Origin of the sequence: Halomonas sp. ATBC28 (genome assembly GCF_005937175.1) — a bacterium.
GTDB classification, from domain to species: domain Bacteria; phylum Pseudomonadota; class Gammaproteobacteria; order Pseudomonadales; family Halomonadaceae; genus Vreelandella; species Vreelandella titanicae.
The window spans coordinates 159,568-184,716 of record NZ_VCQL01000003.1; the positions used below are offsets into that span (position 1 = coordinate 159,568).

Sequence of the window (25,149 nt, forward strand, 5' to 3'; positions counted from 1 at the left end):
GCCAGATCGGTAAGCCCACGTTCCGTCCCTTCTTTGTTGTCGCTTTGTTACACTGTCAGCAAATAGCGTTGATAATATTACACGCTTCCCGAGACAGGTGTTCAGCAGGCAGCAGTAGCGAGGTTTGACAGTAACGATGGATAACGACAGCGGCGATGATGCCGTTTGGCAAACGGCGCTAGACTGGCTGATGCGCGAGCATGAAGAGACGTTGAGCGACGCTGATCGCGAGGCGCTTCATGCGTGGTTAGCGGCTTCTTCTCAGCACCGCCGTGTATTTCGTGAAGCCGAACAGCTATGGCTGCTAACGGGGATGATTCCGCGCAGTGATGAGCGCAACTGACAAATCGCTGCTTTTTGCCCACTCCGTTTTTTGTTCCCCCTGGTTTTCTTCATTGATGATTTCACGGCTGTCGCGTTTTTAAGTGCTAGAGCCGTATAGCCCCCGCACGTATTTTTTCTACTTTCTTCTTCCTTCACATTAAATTTTCATGTGCCTCACTCGTCATTGAGTAATGAGAAGTAATTGCATTTTATTTCTCATTCCTTTGGCAACGATGAGGTTAGTCCCATGACAAGTTGTTTTGATCGTGAAGATGGTGTTTTCCGCGTATTAGTCAACCACGAAGAGCAGTACTCCCTCTGGCCAGAATGGAAAGCGATTCCCGCAGGCTGGACCGATACCGGCGTGCTTGGCGATAAACCAACCTGTCTCGACTACGTCGAAAAAACCTGGACCGATATGCGGCCACTCTCGCTGCGCCAGTGGATGGATGAGCAGGCCAGCGCTGAGGCGGAGCAGGTGGATGCAGGTTAAGCGTTTAAGACTGCTCTGCCTGCCCTGTGCCGGGGCTAGCGCCACCATGTATCTGCGCTGGAAGCGTCAGTTGCCCGCCTGGATCGAGGTATATCCCGTCGAGCTGCCTGGGCGTGGTGAGCGCCTGGGTGAGTCGCTCATCGATGACTTCGAGTCCCAGGTCGTGCGGCTGTGCGAAGAGCAAGCAACGCGGATGCGCGGCGACTTTGCCCTGTTCGGTCACAGCATGGGGGCGTTGTTGGCCTACGGCATGGCAGCTCGCTTGCGTGATGTAGGGCGGCCTCAGCCGCGGATGCTGTTCGCCTCAGGCAGCGCGGCGCCCTCAATGCGCGACGCAGAACGCTTGGCGGGCCTTGATAACGACAAAGCCCTGATTGCGGATCTACGCCAGCAGGGCGGCACCCCAGAGGAAGTGTTCGAAAGCCCAGAGCTGCTGCGCCTCACTCTTGATGTGTTGGCAGCGGACTATCGCCTCTGCCGCAGTTTCCGCTATCGCGGCGGGTCGCCGCTTGGTTATCCCTTCCAGGTACTTGCTGGGCGCGATGACGATATCGAAAGAGAGCGTTTAGAAGCGTGGCAGCGAGAAGCGGGCGGGGCGTTCTCGTTGGACTGGTTCGAAGGAGGGCACTTCTTTATTCGCCAGCAGCAAGCACAAGTGCTGGAGACTATCGAACGGGCGCTGACTCGACGGCTTGAGGAGGAGCCCCATGCAGCGCCTGCAGTTAGCTGAAGGGGCTCCTGAGGGGCTTGAAGTCTGGCGCTTATCGCTCGACCTGAATGCCCCGGTGGCCGACGACGATGATCGGTTGCTGAGCCGAGCCGAGTGGCAGCGCGCCCAGCGGCTTCGCCATCACGCCGATGTCGTACGCGCCGTGGCGACTCGCGCGGCCCTGCGGCGACTGCTATCAGCGCACACCGGTATAGCGCCAGAAAAGTTGGTGTTCACTCAGAACGCTTACGGCAAACCAGCGTTGGAAAACGCTGATGGGCCTGCTTTCAATGTCTCCCACTCTGGCCATGTCGCCCTGATCGCGATTGCTCCCGGCGGCGCGGTGGGGGTCGATATTGAGCGTTGCCGACCCGAGGCCGAACTGGCGCCGCTGCAAGGCCTGGTGCTATCGCCGAGTGAGCAGCTCGGCCACGCACGCGACGGCTTCGCACTGCCCTTTATGGAGCGCTGGGTGGTTAAAGAGGCGGTGCTCAAAGCCTTGGGCCTGGGCATCGCTGATCATTTGCAGGCGCTCTCGATCACTTCCTCTTTAGGGCCGCCAGGCACCTATCACCTTGAGCACTCGCTTCCCGTTTCATCACCTTTGCAAGCATGGCCGCTGCCAGCGCCGAGTGGCTATGCCGCTGCCCTGAGTTATGTCGAATCAAGCTATGTCGATTCAGGCTATTCACACACAAACGCCCAGGGTAAACGCTACTCAACGAATTTTCAGGAGTTCAATAATGGACAGCCAAAGCGCAACACCAACGCAACAAACCAACACCATATCCAAACGTCAGGGGCCTGCTGATTCGGAGCTGCCCATTATGATTTCCCCCACCTATCCAGGGCAGCCGCTGCTGGAAGCCTTTGGCGAGTTGCGTGCTGATATTGAGACGCTGGTGGCCAGAGTCGGTGGGGTGTTGCTAAGAGGCTTCGATGTTCCCTCCGTGGACGATTTTCAGCAGTTTGCTGCCGCCTTTGGTCATCCTCTGCTGAGTTATGAGTTCGCCTCAACACCGCGTTCAGCGGTTTCGTCGGGCATTTATACCTCGACCGAGTACCCCGCTCATCAACATATTCCCCTCCACAATGAGCAGGCCTACACCCGCGAGTGGCCGATGAAAATCTGGTTCCACTGTGTCACCGCTTCCCCCGAAGGGGGAGAGACGCCGATAGCCGATAGCCGTGCTATTTACCGCCGTATGCCTGCAGAGATCCGCGAGCGCTTTGCCCCCGGCATTCTCTACGTACGCAACTACGGCGATTTCGACATGCCTTGGCAAAAGGTGTTTAACACCGAAGACCGTGCCGAGGTGGAGGCATTCTGCCAGCGCGCGGGGATTCGTTGTGAGTGGAAGCCTGATGGCGACCTGCGTACTACCCAGTTATGCCAAAGCATAGAGACTCACCCTGTCACCGGTGAGCAGGTGTGGTTTAACCAGGGCCATCTTTTCCATGTCTCCAACCTGCAGCCAGAGGTGCGAGAGTCGCTGGAAGAGCTGCTCGACCCCGAAGACATGCCGCGTAACGTCTTCTTTGCCGATGGTAGCCCCATTGACGATGCCATCTTCGATGAGATCCGCGGCGTACTGGCCGACGAAACGGTGATGTTCCCCTGGCAGGCAGGCGATGTGCTGATGCTCGACAACATGCTGGTCGCCCATGCGCGCACGCCGTTCAAAGGGCCGCGCAAAGTCGTCGTGGCCATGGCGGAAGGTCACGGCAACCTCTCCAAAGACTGAATACAACGGCTCAATCCCACGCCACGGCCAGGAGTTCCAGCAGGTACGCATATGAATATAAGGCACGCCCAGACGATGAACAGCCACCCGTCCCATAATGTTGCTAACCACAGCGACGTTTTTAGAAGCTATGTCGAGCATTTAAGTCGTCTGGCCCGGGAAAGGCCCAACGACAGGGCGCTGATTGTAGTGAACGCACAAGGTGAGACCACCCTTGACTACGCCACCCTGGAGCGGCGTTCCCGCGCCCTGGCCAGCGAGCTCCAGCAGCGGTTCCCGGCTGGTGAGCGTGCCTTGATCCTGCTGGATAACGATGAACACTATGTGGTGGCGTTCTTCGCCTGCCTATATGCCGGGGTGATTGCCGTGCCGGTCTTCCCTCCAGAGTCGGCCAAGCAGCAACATCTGGCACGTCTGCTCGCCATTGCCGCCGACTCCCAGGCCGCCTGTGTGCTCACCTCTACAACGATTATCGATGTGGTCGCATCTGCAAGCGAAGGCTTCGGCAGCGCCGAACTGATCCCCGTGGATGCCGTAGATGAGAGCCGCGCTGAACACTGGATTGAGCATCGCCCAAAGCGTGGTGATCTCGCCTTTTTACAGTACACCTCAGGCTCCACGGCCACTCCCAAAGGGGTGATGGTTAGCCATGGGAACCTGATGGCGAACGAGCGTGCTATCGAGACGGGCTTCTCGATTGGTGCCGACGATGTTTTCGTCAGTTGGCTGCCGCTTTACCACGATATGGGGCTGATCGGTGGCCTGCTGCAGCCCATCTATCGCGGTATCCCTGCGGTATTGATGAGCCCCACCTTCTTTTTACAGCGGCCGGTACGCTGGCTGGAAGCGATCTCCCGCCACCGAGGCACCATTAGCGGTGGCCCCGATTTTGCCTACCGGCTGTGTCTTGAGCGTATCCGCGACGAGCAGCTTGAGGCGCTCGATTTATCCAGCTGGCGGGTCGCGTTCTCAGGCGCCGAGCCGGTGCGCCACGATACCCTCACTGGCTTTATCGAACGCTTCCGCCCAGCGGGCTTTGCCGCTGACACCGCAGCACCCTGTTATGGCTTGGCCGAAGCGACGCTATTGGTTAGCTGTAATTCGCGCGGTACAGGCGTAGTGGGCACGGCTTTTTCTCAACAGTTGCTGGCCGAGGGAAAGGCTGACTCAGCGGTTGAAGGCAATACCCTGGTGGGCTGTGGCACGCCGCAACCCCATCACGCTATTGATATTGTCGATCCCGAGGGGCTTCAATCCCTGCCCGAAGGTGACGTCGGCGAGATCTGGGTCAATGGGCCCAGCGTGGCGCACGGGTATTGGCAGAACCCAGAAGCAACAGCGCAAGCCTTTGTCACCCGCGATGGGGTCAGCTGGCAGCGCACCGATGATACTGATGCACAGAACCACGACGCCCGCGATGATCGCTGGCTGCGCACCGGCGATCTGGGCTTTCTGCACGAAGGGCAGCTGTATATCGCCGGGCGTATCAAAGACCTGATCATTCTGCGTGGCCATAACGTTTACCCCCAGGATATCGAGAGCGCTATCGAAGCCGAGGTGGAAGCAGTGCGCAAAGGGCGCGTGGCGGCCTTTGCCGTGACCACGCCGGAAGGCGCTGAAGGGATCGGCGTTGCGGCAGAAGTCTCCCGCGGCATACAGAAGCTAGTGCCCGCCGAGAGGCTGGTCGAAGCGCTAAGCGAGACGGTGGGGAGCGCTTGCCACGAGCCGCTTTCGGTAGTGCTACTGCTTAACCCAGGTGGCCTCCCCAAAACCTCCAGCGGCAAACTGCAGCGCAGTGCCTGCCGCCAAGGCTGGGAAGCGGGTAGCCTGGATGCCTACGCCATTTACGCCTTTGGGCGTTTTGCCAGTGGTGGTGACGCTGAGGGCGGAGGAAAGTCATCGCCATCGCCTGCGGAAGCTGGGAGCGAAACGGAGCAGGCGTTGGCGAAGCTCTGGCGCCAAGTGCTAGGGGACGGCAAGGAAAAGCCTTTGGGAAAAGATGCCCACTTCTTTGCTAGCGGGGGTAACTCTCTGGCGGCGGTGCAGTTAGCTTCACGCATTAGCGATCATTGGGCGATTGATTTTTCAGCTAAGTCAGTGTTCGAACACTCCTCACTGGGCGCTATGGTAAATGAAGTCGAGCGTATCAGCAGTGATCATGTCAATTCTGGGCGCTCGCCGATCCCAATATTGTCACCTACACACCGTGCCGAGCCACTACCTCTCTCTCATGACCAGAAACGCCTATGGTTTTTATGGCAACTGGAACCTGAGAGTACGGCTTACCACATCGGTGGCGTTCTGCATTTATCAGGCCAATTGGACACTGCAGCAATGCGTGATGCCTTTGACGGTTTGGTAGCGCGGCATGAGTCGTTGCGTACTCTGTTTTACGTTGACAAGGGAGGGAGTCCCAAACAGTTAATTAGACCTGACACTTCCTTTGACTTGGAGGTCGTCGATTTTCGTGGCATGCCTGCTGAGGAGGCTCAGCAGCGTGAGAATGACACGATACGACGGATTAATGATGAGCCGTTCGATCTCTCAACAGGCCCTTTGTTGCGGGCCGTGTTGCTGCGTGTGAGCGACGATGCATATGCCTTGGTCGTTGTCATGCATCACATTATCTCCGATGGCGTATCGATGCAGATCATGCTTGATGAGTTGGTGGCCTTCTATCGTGCCCATATGCGTCGTGAGCCTGCTCAGTTACCTGAGTTGCGTGTCCAATACGCTGACTACGCAAGTTGGCAGAGTGACTGGCTGGCAGCTGGTGAGGGAGAGCGACAGCTTGCTTACTGGCAACAACAGCTTGGCAGTGAGCACCCTGTGTTGGACTTGCCAACCGACCATCCCCGCCAGACGTCGACGGCCAAGCGTGCCGGTCAGTATGAGTTTTCTCTTTCCAACGAGCTCCAAGTGGGCCTGCGCCGACTCGCCGAGAGCCAGAATACAAGCCTTTTCACTGTGCTCTTGGCCGGCTTTCAAGGACTGTTGCAACGGTATAGCGGGCAGCAAGAGATTCGCGTGGGAGTGCCGGTAGCTAATCGGCAGCGTCAGGAAATAGAGGGGGTAATAGGTTTTTTTGTTAATACCTTGGTATTGCGCAATGACATCAATAGTCGCCACTCATTTGAAACGATACTGACACAGTGTCAAGACGCTGTTGTCGGTGCCTTGGCGCACTCAAACTTACCTTTTGAGCAGCTAGTTGAAGCGCTACAGCCCACACGTAATTCGACTCATAACCCTCTTTTCCAGGTCATGTTCAACTATCGGCAAGAGGATCTCACGGCGTTTCAGACATTGCCCGACCTGACACTGACTGAGTCAGGGTTTCTACAGCAGGATGCTCAGTTCGATTTAACGCTAGAGGTGCGGGATTTCCCTGATGGACAGCTGAAATTTAGCATGGTTTATGCGTCAGAGCTTTTCGAGCCTGAGACCATTCAACGCCTTGCAGGATACTTTGAGACACTACTGCAAAGGTTGCTTACGTCACCAGGGCAGGCACTGGGCGATATCGAGTTGCTTGAAAATTCTGAGCAGCAGCAACTTATTCAATGGGGAGTAAACTCTCAAGGATACTCCGATGCTGCGCCAGTTCATCATTTGATTGAGCAACAAACTGCGGCAACCCCTGAAACCACGGCGCTTGTATTTGCTGATCAGTCACTCAGCTACGCTGAGCTTAATACCCACGCCAATCATCTAGCGCACTATCTAATCGGCCTGGGAGTGCGCCCCGAAACCCGAGTGGGCATCGCCATGGAGCGCTCCATCGAGATGGTGGTGGGGTTGCTGGCGATTCTCAAGGCGGGCGGTGCCTATGTGCCGCTGGATCCAGAGTATCCCTCGGAGCGGCTGGCGTTCATCGCCGAAGATAGTGGCATCGAGCTGTTGCTGACTCAGCACCACTTGCGTGGCTCATTGCCGGTAGCGGATGGACTCAGCGTTGTTGAGTTAGATCGACTGGATATAGCACATCACGCCTCTTCCAATCCTGCAGTGGTGCTGCACGGCGAGCACCTCGCCTACGTGATTTACACTTCAGGCTCCACCGGTCGGCCCAAGGGCGCCGCCATTCGACATGATGCCTTGACCAACTGCATGATCTGGATGCAGGAGACCTACCAGCTCACCGATACCGATGCCGTACTTCACAAGGCACCGTTCGGGTTCGACGTTTCTGTATGGGAGATTTTCTGGCCGCTAAGTGTCGGGGCACGTTTGGTGATCGCACAGCCGGGTGATCATCGCGATCCTGAGCGTATCATTGAGTTGATACAGAAGCATGGAATTACCACACTGAACTTTGTGCCTTCGATGCTGAAGGCCTTCCTGGCCTTTCCCGATGTTAAAACCAAGACGCGTCTCAAACATATTATGTGCGGTGGCGAGGCTGTTCCAGCTACGTTACAGCAAGATGTGGCTGAGCGACTTGATGGTGCCAATCTGCATGACCTGTATGGCCCAACCGAAACCACGATACATGTCACTCATTGGTGGTGTCGTGATCAAACTCACCGCCAAATTCCCATTGGGCGGCCCATCAGCGGCACCCGCACCTATGTATTAGATGGTGAACTCAACCTAGTACCTCAGGGCATCTCTGGAGAGCTGTATTTGGGTGGGGTAAGTCTGGCCCGGGGGTATCTAAACCGTAGTGATTTAACGGCGGAACGTTTTGTTGCTGATCCGTTTGCGCAGGGCGAACGCCTCTATCGCACGGGGGATCTGGTGCGCTGGCGGGAGGATGGACAGCTCGAGTACCTAGGGCGCCTTGATCACCAGGTGAAAATCCACGGCCTACGCATCGAACTGGGCGAGATAGAAGCTGAACTGCTGGCTCAGCCAGAGGTTAGCGAGGCAGTGGTGATCGCCCAAGAAGATCCTAATGGCTCGAAGCTGGTGGCGTACGTGGTTCCCCAAGTAGGCATCGAACTCGACACTAGCCCACTACGCGAGCGACTGAGCCAACAGTTGCCGGATTATATGGTGCCGCGAGCGATGGTAGCACTAGATGCGCTGCCGCTGAATGCCAACGGCAAGTTGGATCGCAAAGCGCTGCCCGAGCCGGACTTAATCAGCGGCACGCAGTACGAGCCACCTCAAGGTGAGGTGGAAGATGCACTAGCGGCGATCTGGAGCGAGGTGTTGGGGACAGAACGGATAGGCCGCCATGACAACTTCTTCGAGGTAGGAGGTCACTCGCTTGCAGCGATTCAGATATCAGCACGTTTCACGCAGCGCTTTGGAGAGGCGTTGCCAGTAAGACTTATTTTTGAACACCCGACGCTGGCGAAAATGGCAACACGAGTCGCGTTACAACAGGTTAATGCCGATGGTGGTCGCGCGAAGCGGCTCTCCACTATGGATCAACTGCTCAACGAATTGGAGGAGTAAGGCATGGAATTGGACGAAAGAAAGATTGCTCAACGTTTTGCAGAATTACAGGTTGATGCGCAGCGAAGTTTTCTGAATAAGCTGAAAAGTAGTGGCATTGATTTTCGTGAGCTTCCTATCGTGCCCGCTAACCGAGCTGAGCAACTTCCGTTGTCATATTCGCAGCGTAGCTTATGGTTGACATGGCAGCTTGATCCGGTAAGCCCGGCTTACAACATGCCAGGTGTGTTTTATTTGCAAGGCCCGCTGGATGTTGCTGCATTCGAGTCGAGTGTGAATGACCTTGTGACGCGTCATGAAGTACTCCGCACGATATATCCTCAGAGCAAGAATGGAGAACCCCTCCAGGAGGTTTTCAATGACTGGCGTGTTCCCGTATTACACGATGATTTACAGCAATATACCGAGTTCGAACAGGAAAAAGAGCTACAGCGCCTCATTGGCAGGTTCTCTCAGCACCCGTTTGCGATTGATGTTGAGCCGTCATTCCGCATGGCAATCTACCAGTTAGATACTAACCATCATGCAGTTGCCATTGTATTGCACCATATCGCTTGTGACGGTTGGTCGATTCAGTTGCTCATCAATGAGTTGTTCGAGTTTTACGAAGCCCGAGTCCAACAGCGCAATGCTGCATTACCTTCGTTACCCATTCAGTTTGGTGATTATGCTGTTTGGCAACGAAGCTGGTTCGAGGCTGGCGAAATGGAGCGGCAGCTAGACCACTGGCGCCAGCGTCTGGGTGACTCGCATTCGCCTATCGATCTTCCTTTGGATCGGCCAAGAGGCTCACAGGCGACATCGAAAGTCGGTCTGTGCCATATTCAATTATCTCGAGAGGTGAGCCATGGTATTCATCAGCTAGCCCGTGAGTATGGCGCTTCACTGTATATGGTGATGCTGTCACTTTTAAAGCTGACGCTACATCGTTTCAGTGGACAAAGCGACATACGTATAGGCTCTCCCAGTGCTAATCGGAACAAAGCTGAAACACATGGTTTGATTGGTTACCTGCTCAATATTCAAGTGCTGAGAACCTTATTAGAGCCTACCAAGGGGTTTACCAGTTTATTAGGCGCCGTTAAAGAAACCGTGCTTGATGCACAGGACTACCAGGATATTCCTTTCGATACTCTGGTAGAAGCGTTACAACCTGAGCGCCAACCGGGAGTACATCCGCTATTTCAGGTCAAGTGCACCCAACAGAAAGAGCTGGAGAGGGAAAAGACCGTAGGTGACTTAAAGGTATATCTTGAAGGACTCAGCGGCGGCGATGCGCACTTCGATCTGAGCTTTGACTTTACTGATACTACTGATGGTATTCGCTGTGTATTCGCCTATGCGGCGGCACTGTTCGACGAAACAACAGTCAAGAGATTCGCCGAAGCACTACAAAGCCTGGCTGAGCAAGTGCTGAAAACGCCGAGTACGCCATTGGCATTGCTCGAAATCCCCGCCCCCACTTCGGTGCTTGAAGGAAATACAACCACATTCACTTCTGGGAGCGTTATAGAGCTTTGGGATCGAGCCGTCGAAGAGCATTCCCAACAACTTGCAATGCAAGATGAACCGAATAATGCAGCCACCTATGCCAGCTTGGATGCCCAGGCCCAACGGTTAGCGGCAGAGTTAATGGCACAGGGAGTCGGCCCCGAAGTACGCGTTGCCATTCACGCTGAACGCTCATGCGAATATGTACTTGGTATTCTCGCCGTACTCAAAGCGGGCGGGGCTTTCATACCGCTTGATCCACAACTGCCGAGCGAGCGCTTGGCCTATCAACTGGCTGACAGTGGCGCTCGCTTAATGCTGAGCAGTACGGCTTGCGACTGGAATGGTGACGTTCCGGTAATGGAGCTGGCGTTTGCCGACGATATTCCAGCTGCCGTAGAGAGTGAATCCCCCGTCATCCATCCCCAGCAGACGGCCTATGTGATTTATACCTCTGGCTCCACGGGTAAGCCTAAAGGGGTGGCGGTTAGTCACGGTGCTCTGGTCAATTACGTACAGAGCGTTCTGGAAGCGTTGGCGCTACCAGAGGGTGCCCGCAACATGGCGATGGTCTCGACGGTGGCGGCGGATCTGGGGCATACGGTGCTGTTTGGTGCCTTGTGCACCGGGCGTACCTTGCATCTTATTTCCCCCGAGTGCGCCTTCGACCCGGATGCCTTTGCGGCTTATATGCGGGAACAGCAGGTGGATGTGCTCAAAATTGTGCCTAGCCATCTGCGGGCGCTGCTGAGTGCTGCAAATCCGGCAGATGTACTTCCGCACGAGCGCTTGGTTCTAGGTGGAGAGGCTACCGACTGGGCGCTACTGGAGCGTATCGCCGAGCTCAAGCCAACCTGCCGGGTGCTTAATCACTACGGCCCCACTGAAACCACGGTAGGGGTTCTCACCCAACAAGCCGAAATGGCCGATCGAGGTGCCAGCACACTGCCGATCGGCACACCGCTGGCCAATGCTCAGGCCTGGGTACTTGACCCCTGGCTTAATCCGGTGCCGAAGGGAGTAGCTGGGGAGCTCTACTTGGGCGGGCCGGGACTGGCTCAAGGCTATCTACAGCGCCTGGGGCAAACGGCGGAGCGTTTCGTCGCCAGCCCTTTCCATACAGGGGAACGGCTCTATCGCAGCGGTGACCGGGTGCGCCAACTGGCCGACGGTAGCCTGGAGTTTCTTGGCCGTGTGGATGATCAGGTCAAAATTCGCGGCTATCGGGTGGAGCCGAGCGAGATCGCTGCCCTGTTGCGCGATCAACCGTGCATCGCGGAGGCTGAGGTGATTGCACGAGAAAACGAGGAAGGCCGCGCGCAACTGTACGCCTACGTGGTTATGGCAGCCGGGAGCGACGTTGATGATGCTGTGTTACTCGCGCAGCTTGGCGAGCGCGTGCCGGACTATATGGTGCCCAGCGCCCTGGTACGGCTGGAGGCTCTGCCGCTAACCGCCAATGGCAAGCTGGATCGCAAGGCATTACCCGAGCCAGTGCAAGCCGGTAGTGGTAAAACCTTTGAAGCTCCCCAGGGAGAAGCAGAGGAGGTGTTGGCAGCGGTCTGGGCCGATGTAATCGGCTGTGAGCAGGTGGGGCGTAATGACAACTTCTTCGAACTGGGTGGTGACTCCATCCTCAGCTTGCAGATCGTCGCGCGCTCGCGCAAGCGTGGCTACAAGGTAACGCCCAAGCAGTTGATGGAAGGGCAGACCGTTGCCGCCGTGGCGGCGATGGCCACGCCTCTAGCTGCTACCGCTCCTAAACAAGCGGCTGCGCCCGATAAGGTGGCCCCCTTCGCACTGCTGCCGGTACAGCGCTGGTTCTTCGAGCAGAACTTCGCCGAGCCACACCATTGGAACCAGTCGTTGATGCTGGAAGCGGCCAGTGATGTAGATGCCGCGCTGCTACGGCGTGCCATTGAGGCAGTGGTCGATCACTATGGTGCCTTGCGGCTGCGCTTTGAGCGCGTTGGCGATAGCTGGCAACAAGCCTATGGCAAGCTAGCCGACGATCTCTTCGAGCACGTGGACGTAAGCGATCATGCGGATCCGGCGCAGGCCATCCCCCAGGCTGCCGATGCTGCGCAACGCAGTCTGAGTTTGGCGCGGCCGTTCCGTGCTATCTGGATGGCACTGGGAGGCGAGCGCGGCGGACGATTGCTGCTAGTGGCTCACCACCTGGTGGTGGACGGCGTCTCGTGGCGCGTGATCCTCGACGACCTGCAAACGGCCTACGCGCAGTTAAATGCAGGAAAGACAGTCGACCTACCACCGGCAACCACCTCGCTAGATGAGTGGGCGCGTGCCCTGGCCGACTATGCCAAATCGGAGGCTTTGGCTGAGCAATGCTCCTATTGGGAGGGCCTTGTCAAAGAGCCAGAGCCTAGCCTACCGGCACGTAATCCCCATGGCAGCAACACCGTCGCCGACACCGCATCGCTAGTTGGCAGCTTGCCTACCGAGGCCACCACGCAACTGCTGGGGCCGGTGCATAAAGCTTATCGCACCCAAGTGGATGACCTGCTCCTCACTGCACTATCGAGCGCCCTGTGCCAATGGGCGGAGCGAGACAGTGTACTAATCGAACTGGAAGGCCATGGCCGCGAAGATCTGTTCGATGGCGTCGATCTCAGTCGCAGCGTAGGTTGGTTCACCTCGCTCTACCCGGTTCGCCTGACCCCAGGTAATGCGGAGCCCGGTACAAGCCTAAAAGCAATCAAGGAGCAACTTCGCCAAGTGCCTGAAAAGGGGCTCGGCTACGGCGTGCTGCGCTATTTGAAAGAAGAGCCCGCGCTGGTGGGTGGTGCCTACCCCCAGGTCACCTTCAATTATCTAGGCCAGTTGGATCGCTCCCTACAGGGCGATGGGGCCTGGCGGCTCGCCAAAGAGAATGCAGGGCAGGCTCGCGCGCCGCAAAGCAAGCGCCGTACCTGGATTGAGGTGGTGGCCTGGGTTCAAGATGGCCAACTGCGCTTTGATTGGAATTACAGTCGTGAGATTCACAGCGAGGCAGCGATACATGCCTTGCAAGTAAGCTTCCAAGCGCAACTAGAGGCATTGATTGAGCACTGTGCTAGTGGCGTTCGTGGCGCAACGCCTTCGGACTTCCCGTTGGCGGGGCTGAGTCAAGGGCAGCTTGACGGCTTGCGATTGGATGTCGCCAATGTTGAGGACATCTACCCGTTGGCGCCGATGCAGCAAGGGCTGCTATTGCATACCCTGCTCAATCCAGGCGCTGGTATGTACATGATGCAGGATCGCTACCGGTTTGCTTCGCCTATCGACGTCAATGCTTTCGAGAAAGCCTGGCAGCGAGTCGGCGAACGGTATGAGGTTCTACGTACAGGGTTCGTATGGCAAACCGAAGAGATACAGTTGCAGGTGGTGTATCGGCAAATTCCTTCACCTGTGGAATATATCGATTGGCGCGGTATTGACGAGGATGAGGCCGATCGGCGCTTGGCGGTGTTATTGCGTCAGGAGCTTGATGATGGCTTCGACCTGGAATGGCCACCATTGCTAAAGGTACGCCTTATTCAACTGGCGGAGAACCTGTTCTACGTCGTACAGAGTTTCCACCATATTCTGATGGATGCCTGGTGCCGCTCCCTGTTGCTCAGCGATTTTTTCCACTACTACGATGCCTATCGTCTCGGGACGAGTCACGAGTTGACGCAACCAAGGCCGTATCGTGATTTTATCGCTTGGTTGCAGCAGCAGGATGCCAATGTGCTACGCAACTATTGGCAACATGAGCTTGAAGGTTTCGATGAGATAACGCCGATTCCTTATCTTAAGCCGCACGGTTCGCACGACAGTGTTGCCACGGTGGCTGATGTATTCTCCTCGCTCTCCCACGATGAGAGTGCAGAGCTACAGAACGTTGCCCGACAGCATCAATTGACTGTCAATACGATCGTACAAGGGGCATGGGCACTGCTGTTAGGGCGGCTTTCCCAGGTAGATGACATCCTATTCGGCGTGACAGTGGCTGGGCGCCCGCTAGAACTGGAGGGCATACAGGAGACGATGGGGCTGTTTATCAACACGATCCCTCTGCGTGTGTCAGCCCCTTCGCCGCAAACATCTGTCCTTGATTGGCTGCATGGGCTATTGGCGAAAAACCTGGAGATGCGTCAATACGAGCATCTACCGTTAGTCGAAATTCAATCGTTGGGAGAGCAGTCACAAGGACGCAGTCTATTCGATAGCCTCTTTGTATTCGAAAATGCGCCGATAGATGCCAGCATAACGGAGAAAATCCATGATCTTCATGTGTCTATCAAGGGCAACCGCACCCACACCAATTACCCCTTGACCGTAGTGGTGGTGCCTGGCGAGCAATTGATGCTGCAGCTCTCCTACGACGCCCGTAAGTTTGACGATTCCGAGGTCGAGAGGCTGCTCTCGGGCTTCCGTCAAATTCTCTTGCACATTATTGACAGGCCTGATGCTCCCTATCATGAATTGGACGTATTGCCTGTTAATGAGATGGAGACACAGCGGGCGCACTGTAGAGGGCAGTCGGTTGCTTATCCCTTTGAGCGAGGTTATATCGACCTGTTCCGTGAGCAGGTACGACAGCATTCACGCCAAGTTGCCGTTCGCCATCAGGGAGACACACTCACTTATGATCAGCTAGAGGACACCTCCAATCGCATTGCCCAAGCACTGCGGCAAGCAGGGGTGAAGAAGGATAATGTCGTAGCCCTGCATGCCGAGCGCGGCCTAGCGTTGCCAAGCATGATTCTGGGTACGTTCAAGGCTGGCGGTGCGTATCTAGCGCTGGATACCCGACTTCCTGATCAGCGTATCGCCAATATGCTGACGTCAAGCCATGCATCGGTTCTGGTTGCCACTGCTGAGCAAACACCGCGCCTCGAAACTGTGCTTGAATCCATGCCCAACCCGCCGCGGATGATAGTGTTCGAGGATCTCGTCACGGCGGAAGGACTAGAGGGGGATGCCGCTGTAACGGCTCACCCTGATCAGGCCGCCTATATCATCTATACCTCCGGTTCGACCGGTGAACCCAAGGGTGTCGTCGTTAGCCATCGTGGCATGCTCAACAACCAATTGAGCAAGGCTCCCTACCTGGATCTGTCGGCCAGCGATGTCATTGCCCAGACCGCAGCGCTGAGTTTCGATATCTCCGTCTGGCAAACATTGGCGGGACTGTTGTGTGGCGCCAGCATTGAGATCGTGCCTGATGAGATTGCACGCGACCCCAGTGCATTGATCCTTTATGTGCGCGACAACGGCGTCACGGTACTGCAAAGCGTACCTGCAGTGATCCAGGGAATGTTGAATACTGCCTCAGTCGACCTGCCAGCACTGCGCTGGCTGCTGCCCACGGGGGAAGCCTCCACCTCCGAGCTAGTGCGCCAATGGTTTGAGCGCTATCCGTCGATTCCCCTGGTCAATGCCTATGGCCCTGCTGAATGTGCCGATGACGTATCCCTGCACTTACTGCGTAGCGACGATGACGAATACGTAGCCGTGGTGCCGATCGGTAAGCCGGCCGATAACACTCAGCTAATCGTTCTCGACAACCAGCTGAACCCACTACCAACGGGGGTGAGTGGCGAGCTATATGTCTCCGGTGTCGGTGTTGGGAGGGGCTACCTGAACCAGCCGAAGCTGACGGCGGAGCGCTTCGTGCCCAACCCGTTTGCCGATGTGCCTGGAGAGCGGCTTTACCGGACAGGCGATCTGGCCCGCTATCGCACCGATGGGGCGCTTGAATACATCGGACGTACCGATCAACAGGTCAAGATCCGGGGGCAGCGCCTCGAACTCGGTGAGATCGAGTCCCGGTTGGTGGAGTTCGAAGAAATCCGTGATTCGGTAGTGGTGGCTCAGGAAGGGCCAGGAGGAGCCAGGTTAGTGGCTTATGCCGTTGCCAAGCCACATGAACCGATCGATACGGCTGAGCTACGCGAACGTCTGGGGCAGGTATTGCCGGACTATATGGTGCCAAGTGTGGTGATGATGCTCGATGCTTTGCCACTAACGCCCAACGGCAAGGTGGATCGCAAGACATTGCCCGAGCCGGACTTCACCAGTAGTTCGCAATACGTTCCGCCCCAAGGTGAAATGGAAGAGGCGCTGGCGGCGATTTGGAGCGAGGTGCTGGGTGTCGAGCAGGTAGGGCGTCACGACAACTTCTTCGAGCTAGGGGGGCACTCGCTGTTGGCACTGAGTGTGCTCGAGCGTATGCGGGTTCGAGGCCTTGAGTCTCAAGTACGAACGCTGTTCCAGTCGCCCGAATTGGCGGCCTTCGCCAAGGCACTGTCCCTAGAACCTAATAGGAAACAACTGGTTGTACCACCCAATAGGATTCTAGAGCATTGTCAGTCGATCCAGCCGGATATGCTGACACTGATCGATTTGGATACTGATGAAATCAGTCGCATAGAAGATGCAGTGCCAGGCGGAGCGACCAATATCCAGGATATCTACCCTCTGGCGCCATTGCAGGAGGGCATCCTGTTCCATCATCGGTTGCAGGAAGAGGGTGACACTTATGTACTCCCTTGCTTACTTGGTTTTGATAGTCAGGAACGGCTTGAGCAGTTTGTTGCTGGTTTCAATCAACTGATTACCCGTCACGATATTTTGCGCACAGCAGTGCTCTGGGAAGGGCTTCATGAACCAGTACAAGTAGTGCACCGGCACGCCTCACTAGAGGTGGAGTGGCTGGAACTGGAAGAAACCAGTGTTTCGTGCAGCGTTTCCGAACGACTAAACGCCTATGTGGATCCTGAACACTATCGCATTGATGTACGCCAGGCGCCGATGGTGCGAGCTATTGCGGCACAAGATGCTGAGCAAGGGCGATGGCTGCTGCAACTGCCCAGCCACCACCTGGTACTGGATCACACCACACTTGATCTGCTAGTGGACGAGATTGCCCTAATCCAGCAAGGACGAGAAGGCGAGTTACCCAAGCCGCTGCCATTCCGAAACTTCGTAGCACAGGCAAGGTTGGGGGTGAGTCCGGTAGAGCATGAGGCTTTCTTTAGAGAGAAGCTGGGTGATGTGGACGAGCCTACTGCTCCATTCGGATTACTGGATGTACGCGGCGATGGCAGTGGTATTGAGGAGATTCGCCTACCACTGACAGAAGAACTGGCCCAACAAGTTCGACAGCAGGCACAGCGACATGGTGTCAGTACCGCTACCCTATTTCACCTAGCCTGGGCGCACGTGCTGAGTAAAACGACGGGGCGGGACGATGTGGTGTTCGGCACTCTACTATTTGGCCGTATGCAAGGTATTGAGGGCGCCGAAAGAGCACTTGGGATGTTCATTAACACTTTACCTATTCGTATTAGACTAGGTACTAACAGTGTGGCCGACTGTTTACGCCAGACCCATAGTGAGTTGGCCGAATTGTTGAACCACGAGCATGCTAGTCTCGGACTAGCACAGCGATGCAGCGGAGTAGGTGGAGGATCACCACTGTTCTCAACCTTGCTGAACTATCGTTACAGTGCTCCAGAGAAGGAAGATGCAACTAGCCGGGCGTGGGACGGTATGGAGGCATTAGGCAATAGAGGTCGTACCAACTACCCAATTGTGATGTCAGTCGATGATCTTGGCGAAAGCTTCCAACTGGTTGGGCAGACCAGCCGCTTGATCAGTGCTCAGCGGCTGTGCGACTACTTGTGCACATCCATTGCAGGTATCATAGAGAGCCTAAAAACGGCACCGCAACAAGCTGTGAGCAACATCACGTTGCTAGGGGAGGACGAGAAGTATCTGTTAAACGAATGGGGAGAAAGCTCAGACCAGATACCCGATACTCCACCTATTCACCACTTGATTGAGCGCCAAGCTGCGGTAATCCCAGAGGCCACGGCGCTAGTATGCGAAAACACATCTCTTAGCTTCGCCGAACTCAATACCCGTGCCAACCGTTTAGCCAATTACTTGATCGGTATGGGCGTGCGTTCCGAAACCCGCGTGGGCATCGCTATGGAACGCTCCATCGAAATGGTGGTGGGGCTGTTGGGTATTCTCAAAGCGGGTGGTGCTTATGTGCCGCTGGATCCTGATTATCCCTCCGAACGTTTGGCCTACATAGCCGAAGATAGCGGTATAGAATTGCTGATCACCCAGCAACACTTGCGTGAGTTGTTGCCGGTGACCGATGGGGTGAATGTTATTGAACTGGATCGGCTGGATGTGGCGCATCATGCGTCAACTAACCCGGAGGTGGAGCTGCACGGCGAGCATCTAGCCTATGTGATTTACACCTCGGGCTCTACTGGGAAGCCTAAAGGTGCGGCCATCCGCCATGATTCCTTAACTAATTGCATGGTCTGGATGCAGCAAACCTATCAGCTCAACGATACGGATGCCGTACTACACAAGGCACCTTTCGGTTTTGACGTTTCAGTATGGGAGATTTTCTGGCCATTGAGTGTCGGGGTTCGCCTAGTGGTAGCTCAGCCAGGTGATCATCGAGATCCAGAGCGCATCATTGAGCTGATCCAGCGGCACGGCGTTACCACGCTCAACTTTGTGCCCTCAATGCTCAAGGCCTTCCTGGCATATCCCGATGTTAAGGTCAAGACGCGGCTCAAACATATTATGTGTGGTGGCGAGGCCGTTCCAGCCACGCTGCAGCAGGATGTGGCTGAATGCCTTGATGGTGCCAACCTTCACGATCTTTATGGCCCTACCGAAACCACGATTCATGTCACTCACTGGTGGTGTCGTGGTGACACTCAACGTCAAATACCCATTGGACGTCCCATCAGTGGCACCCGCACCTATGTATTAGATGATGAGCTCACCCTCGTCCCTCAGGGTATAGCGGGTGAGTTATACCTGGGCGGGGTAAGTCTGGCCCGTGGATATCTCAATCGAAGTGATTTAACGGCGGAGCGTTTTGTTGCCGATCCATTTGCTGCAGGCGAACGCCTTTACCGTACCGGCGATCTAGTTCGCTGGCGGGAGGATGGCCAGCTCGAGTACCTGGGCCGCCTTGATCACCAAGTGAAGATCCGCGGCCTGCGTATTGAGCTAGGAGAAATTGAAGCTGAACTGTTATCTCAGCCAGAGGTTCGTGAGACGGTTGTGGTCGCCCAAGAGGGCCTAAATGGTTCGAGGCTAGTGGCATACGTAGTTCCCCAAGTCGGCATTGAACTCGACATCACCATACTACGCGAGCGTTTGGGTCAACGATTGCCTGACTATATGGTGCCAGGAGTCGTGGTCATGCTCGATTCACTGCCGCTAAATGCCAACGGCAAAGTGGAGCGCAAGGCACTACCTGAACCTAATGTTGAGGAAGGCCGCAAGTATGTCGCTCCCTCGACGCGGGCAGCCCGAAAGCTCGCCGAGATATGGCAAGAAGTGCTTGGCATTAAACGGATCGGCGAGACCGACAACTTCTTCGAGCTGGGTGGAGACTCTCTGTTGAGCCTACAAGTGATGAGCCGAGTACAAGTTTTAGAGGAACCACAGCTTAACTTTAAGCTGTTTGACCTAATGCAGAAACCGACCATTGCTGATCTGCTGGGAGTGAGGAAAAACACTGAGGCGCTGCCCAAAGGGGCTATCATGCTAAATGGCGAGTGTGCTAATCAGCCACCGCTGTTCTGCATCCATGCCGTAATGGGAACAGTTTTTGATTATCAGCCGTTAGCCCGGCGCTTGCACGGAGTATGCACGGTTTACGGTCTGCCAAGCCGAATGTTGACCGATCCACAGCATCGAGATTCCTCACTTGAAGCAATGGCTGATGATTATGTGGAGACAATACGTCGCATACAGCCTGTGGGCCCCTATCGGCTATTAGGATGGTCTCTTGGCGGGGCATTGGCTGCGATGATCGCGGCTCGACTTGAAGGGCTCGGGCAAGATGTGAGTCAACTGGCTTTGATAGATCCCTATATACCGGGCGGTGGTCTGCATAGTGAGGATAGCTGGCAGCGAGATCTTGTTAGTTTCTCATCGGTCATACTGCCAGGTGCTTCGCTTGAAGCATTCGAAAGTAATGAAGAGGGCACGAAAGAGCCGAGCGAGGAAGAAATTGCCATTAAGTTGGAGAGATCAATAGCATCATCCGATATACATGGTCGCGAGGGTTATGCTGCACTGGGTAGTGAAGCACTTGCTCGGATATTTTGTGTGGCGCGTTATCTGAAATTGCTTTCACAGCAGCTTGATACCTTGCCAGCGTTAAACTGTGAAGTGGACTGTTGGTGGGAAGCGGGAAGAGCTTGGGAAGAACAGCAGGCGCTGGCGAATCAGTTGAATAGCGTCCCGAAAACCTCAATTGAGACTCTCAATGATCATTTCTCAATCATTACTGATAGTGCCTTGCTCTCTCAGCTGGAGAAGCGGTTAAGAGTTAGTGCTGGGCAACACTCGTACGAAGTGGAGAAAAACCTATTTTGAGTAATATGATTTTTTGAGTTTATAACTCTTAAGGTGGTTTCAGTAGCGCGCTAGGTACGCTTAGCGCGCTTTGATTAAGTTTGAGTATCTGCTTGGAGTGCTTCTTGGAGAGATTCAGCAAAGCGGAGCATGGAAGGGAAGCCTCCCCATGGCCAATAGTTTCTTTCCATACTTACCGATGTATCATCTAGCCAATGCTGCCATAGCCCTGACTTTGGTAATGTTGAACCAGATATGTCTTGAGAATAAGCTGGCTGGAGAACAACGATTTGGCCTGTTAGTGCAAATGCTTCACGAACTGAAAGAGTACTGAACCCCCAGTTATTAGTAGGCCCCTGCCAAGCATTTTCAAATCCAAGCCGTGTCAAAGCTGCATCTTCCAGGCTCCCTGGCCCATAGACACGCACATGCTGGTTGTCTCGGATTTCGATAATCAGTAGAGTTTCTGCAGGCCTCCCAATCTGTGCCGCAATCGCTGACATTCTGGCTTCTACAGAGTCAATGAATGCTTCGGCCTGCTGTTGCCCGCCATTCAGCTCCCCCACATCCCTGGTCAATTGTTCAAGGCTTAGCCAAACATCCAGACCTTGCATAAATGGCCGGATTTTTACTACATGAGCAATACGGGAAAGTTTGTCTTCTAAGTTCAGATGGGCTGGTGGTGCTATCACTATGTCATCAGGTTTCAGTGATGCAAGATACTCAAGATTGGGTTGAAACCTAAGTCCGAGTTCAAAGGTATCAGGAAGTAGATATTCTTTGTATAATTGTCTGTATTGTGCTAGGCCAGCTAAAGCAATGGGCGGTTGGTGTAAGGCACTAAGCGTATCTGCCACCGCATAATCAAAAGTAACATCACGCTGCTGATCATCAGCGTTAGCCGCAGATAATAAAATTAATATAAGCAATATTGGTAACATAAGATTTTTATAGGCTGATGATGTCATGTCGTCTTTGTATACCTTGACTAATAGATAAAAAATTAAACTTTGGTTTTTGATCTGTCATTATAATAGGGGAGTTTAAATAAAAAAACGAGATGCCTATGAGTATAAAGGCACCTCGATTTCTCATTTTAGCCTGAATATGTTTTCCTTAATTCCTCAATAGGACAAACCACCTACCAACGATAGCTGACGGTTGCTGTCACATTGCGCTCTTCGCCAAAGTGACAAATCCTGAAGCTAGAGCAAGAGGACGTATACTCTTTATCAAGCAGGTTGTTGGCATTGACCTGCAAGTCCATGCCCTCAAGGTCGCTTGATAACGCGCCCAGATCATATTCCAACATGGCATCAACTAGCGTATAGCCGCTGACTTGGAACGTATTGGCCTCATCGCCCCATGTAGAGTCATTGTAGCGCACACCCGCGCCAACCCCCAGACCGTTTAACGCCCCCTTCGTGAATTCATATTTGCTCCACGCAGAGGCCATATGACGGGGCACGGCATAAGGAGTATTTCCTTGGGTTTCATCGTTGGTCTCGACGTACTCCATGTCCGTGTATGTATAGTTGGCGAGTAATGAAAGTTGTTCAGTGGGACGTAAGATGGCAGAGAGTTCTAAGCCGCGCGAACGTACCTTTCCGATAGACTCATAGAATGATGTGTTAGGAATGGCTTCGGAAACATTCTCCTGCTCTAGATGATATAAAGCGGCCGTGTACTGGTCATTGCTGCCGGGTGGTTGATACTTGATACCTGTCTCGTACTGAGAGGCCTCACTGGGATCTAATGTGTTTCCGGAGGCATCAGTCCTTGTGGCGGATGCTGCTTGAAATGATTCCGAGTAACTGACGTAAGGGGAAATACCGTTATCAAAGGCATACAATAAGCTGGCACGACTAGTGAACTTCTCATTGTCGCTTTCAGAAGACATGCCTAAGTTGGTATAGGCGGTGCTGGTGTCTGCCCAATCCTGACGCCCTGACAGGTTGAAACGCCAGCGATTGAAACTGATCTGATCCTGCAAGTAAAATCCAGTCTGCTCTACCTTATTTATGAAATTGGTGGGTGTTCCATATGTGATTTGAGTGTTTCCATACTGTGGATTGAAGGCATCCAGAGGGGCCGCTGCCCCGAACTGCCAGTCTCCAGAGTTGCGTTGGTACTGGTAGTCCACACCGGCTAGCAGTGTATGTTCAAGAGATCCGGTCGTAAAATCCCCCTGTAGCTGATTATCCACATGGTAGGCGTGCATGGATTCATCGGCTCTCGCTGCGCGTCGATTTAGCAGATTACTATCCCCTACGTAACTACTGGAATAAATTGAATTATAATCGATAGTCGAAGAGGTAAAGCGGAAGTTCTGCCGGGCTTGCCACTGATCGTTGAACTGGTGTTCTAGTTGGTAACCTATTAGCCGTTGATAACGCTCGAACCCATTGACGCCTGGCTCGCCATCAAAAAAGTTATTATCGATCCGTCTACCATTATAATCTCGCACCGTACCGTCGGCTGGTGTCCAACCATAGTAACCACGATTTGGCTCGTGCTGCAGGTAGGCCATGACGGTTAACGATGTCGCATCGGTTGGCAAGAACGTCAAAGAGGGAGCAATGGTATAGCGCTCGTTCTCTACATGGTCGAACTGACTGTCCGAACCGCTGGCTAGCCCTACTAGGCGATAGGCGACCTGCTGGTTTTCCCCTATGGGGCCACTGACGTCAAATCGAGCTGTACGTTTATTATGGCTGCCCGTTTCTAGTTGGATCTCATGGCTAGATGAAAATAGAGGGCGTTTACTGGTCAGCCCAACCAAGCCACCAGGGTAGCTTTGCCCGTACAAAACGGATGTCGGCCCCTTGAACACATCGACCCGCTCAAGAAAATAGGGATCAATTTGTAATGAATTATAGCCGGAAACATCGCTAGCCATTTTAAGGCCGTCAAAATAGATGTTGTCGATACTGCCGACGCCCCCAAAGCCACGCATATTGATAAAATCAACACGACCTCCAATGCCATTGCGGGTGCCTGTGAACACACCAGGGCTATAGCGTAGGGCTTGCTGTATCGTTTGCGCGCTTTGATCTTCGATCTGCTCGCGTGTGACCACGGATACCGACTGGGCTGTCTCCATCAGAGGAGTGTCAGTCTTGGTGGCACTGAGACTAGTATCGGCGGTATATCCCTCAGTCGGCAGTAGGGCACCTGAAACTCTGTCCCCTGTTACTCGCACTGTAGGCAATGTGTTCGGCGCATTACTATCTAATTGCGTGTTCTGCTCAGCATTTTGAGCAAGCACAGCTGCCGACGTGCTGCAGGCAGCCAAAGCGATGGCGACCGTTAGCCACCGTTTGCGGAAAGAGGGTTGGTTCACGAATGTTCTCCTTGCATTGGGTTCATTTTGATTTTATGTAAATCTTAATTGTTATTGTTTGTATTATTAGTATCTGTATCTTGATGTCAACTTCGTGTGAGTATCCGGGAGAGGGTAACCCTGAATTCAAACCAAAAATTGAGGATTGGCTTCAGATTATGGTGCGATGACTTCGTGCTCACAGGTATGGGAGCACGAAGTGTCGTTGCCTGATTTAGTGCTGCGGCTATTCAATTAATTCAGCATGTTGAGGAAGCCGTGATATCGTTTTTTAGAGCTTCCAACCCCTCGTGAAGCGTAGGAAAGAGGCTTTTATTGAAATTCCTCCACCGTAATTCAATGATGGAGTCATCTGGTTCGATATGAGTTTCCAATAGGTCGTAGATGACTTCGCCAGAATCAATTCCGCTGTCGACAAAATGGAGTGAGGCGCCAGTCTTGTTGATAGCAGGAGCGCTGTCGGTCTCCATTGTCTGCCAGTTGATAACTTTTTTTCCTTGAGCCCCGTACAGGGCATCAAGTGTTGCCGAGGCACCCCGTCTTTGATAGGGAGAGTCTTGGCGCGTAATACCGGGATGGATATTGACGATCTTGCGATAAAGAGGACTCTGGGGGCGGATGAGCTCGTCTAGAATGACTAGTAGTCCGTCAAGGACGACGACGTCTGCTTCGATTGCCACTAACTTCTCTAGCAAGCTTTTTTCAAAAGTCGACTTCGCAGGGAGTCTATCGGGTGAGTCGCTTGGTAAGCGTCGGTAAGTGGATGGTATAGAGCAGAAAAGGTCGTCAATGTGTGATCCCTTCACAAAGAGCTCTTGTGGCAAGATCCATGGCTTTCCTAGTTGACGACAGAAACCATAGTCTTTGAGCTTCTCTTGGTCTTTTATTGAGCCTTCATCGTCATCATAAATCACAGTTTCCAGAGAGTAGGCATCGCCTAGCGGAGTCTCGTTGAGAGATGTCACCAGATACTCAAGAGGGGACATCATGTACTGTTTCTCCCCCTTATACTCAATGTATTGCCCAGCTTTATCGGCTGTAGCATTTCTCAGTGACAGGATATAAGCTAGTTTTAGTTTAGACATGTTTTATCCATGTTTTTAGAATAGTAGATAGTGTTGGCCTTATGGCTCATCGTCATACTTATTCAGTGCCTGTGCTCCAGCTGAGAAGGTAGTCAAGAGCATTTAGCTACGCCGTCCAGAGGCCAGATAATGAACTGGCCTCTGGTACCTTTTATGAACGT

General features: G+C 54.1%; 10 protein-coding genes. 7 read left to right on the forward strand and 3 right to left on the reverse strand.

Annotated elements, in window-relative coordinates; all coding sequences use genetic code 11:
* Positions 1-136 precede the first annotated feature (136 nt).
* From E0L35_RS04390 to E0L35_RS04420, 7 genes are all read left to right on the forward strand, one after another.
* Positions 137-343, forward strand: a complete 207-nt coding sequence (locus E0L35_RS04390; protein ID WP_138799822.1) for a DUF4880 domain-containing protein — start codon at positions 137-139, stop codon at positions 341-343.
* A gap of 228 nt (positions 344-571) precedes the next feature.
* Complete coding sequence (locus E0L35_RS04395) at positions 572-817, forward strand: MbtH family NRPS accessory protein (protein WP_138799729.1); 246 nt, start codon at positions 572-574, stop codon at positions 815-817.
* Positions 807-1,547 carry an alpha/beta fold hydrolase gene (locus E0L35_RS04400; RefSeq protein ID WP_138799730.1) on the forward strand — a complete coding sequence of 247 codons (741 nt, stop codon included), beginning with the start codon at positions 807-809 and terminating at the stop codon, positions 1,545-1,547. Before E0L35_RS04395 ends, E0L35_RS04400 begins: the two co-directional genes overlap by 11 nt.
* On the forward strand, positions 1,525-2,337 hold the full coding sequence (locus E0L35_RS04405) for a 4'-phosphopantetheinyl transferase superfamily protein (RefSeq protein WP_138799731.1): 813 nt from the start codon (positions 1,525-1,527) through the stop codon (positions 2,335-2,337). Before E0L35_RS04400 ends, E0L35_RS04405 begins: the two co-directional genes overlap by 23 nt.
* Complete coding sequence (locus E0L35_RS04410; protein ID WP_138799732.1) at positions 2,270-3,271, forward strand: TauD/TfdA family dioxygenase; 1,002 nt, start codon at positions 2,270-2,272, stop codon at positions 3,269-3,271. The genes E0L35_RS04405 and E0L35_RS04410 overlap by 68 nt, the downstream gene beginning before the upstream one ends.
* Before the next feature lie 51 nt (positions 3,272-3,322).
* Positions 3,323-8,677 (forward strand): non-ribosomal peptide synthetase, encoded by a 5,355-nt coding sequence (locus E0L35_RS04415; RefSeq protein WP_138799733.1) that lies wholly within the window; start codon positions 3,323-3,325, stop codon positions 8,675-8,677.
* Positions 8,678-8,680: 3 nt separating this feature from the next.
* Positions 8,681-20,581, forward strand: coding sequence for a non-ribosomal peptide synthetase (locus E0L35_RS04420; protein WP_138799734.1), 11,901 nt, complete (start codon positions 8,681-8,683; stop codon positions 20,579-20,581).
* Between the two features lie 74 nt (positions 20,582-20,655).
* Here the strand turns inward: E0L35_RS04420 and E0L35_RS04425 are convergent, their stop codons facing one another.
* From E0L35_RS04425 to E0L35_RS04435, 3 genes are all read right to left on the reverse strand, one after another.
* Positions 20,656-21,528 (reverse strand): ABC transporter substrate-binding protein, encoded by an 873-nt coding sequence (locus E0L35_RS04425; protein WP_138799735.1) that lies wholly within the window; start codon positions 21,526-21,528, stop codon positions 20,656-20,658.
* 173 nt (positions 21,529-21,701) lie between these two features.
* A complete protein-coding gene (locus E0L35_RS04430) occupies positions 21,702-23,903 on the reverse strand; it encodes a TonB-dependent siderophore receptor (RefSeq protein WP_138799736.1) in 2,202 nt (733 codons plus the stop codon).
* Positions 23,904-24,142: 239 nt separating this feature from the next.
* Positions 24,143-24,988, reverse strand: coding sequence for a formyltransferase family protein (locus tag E0L35_RS04435; RefSeq protein WP_138799737.1), 846 nt, complete (start codon positions 24,986-24,988; stop codon positions 24,143-24,145).
* Positions 24,989-25,149: the final 161 nt, after the last annotated feature.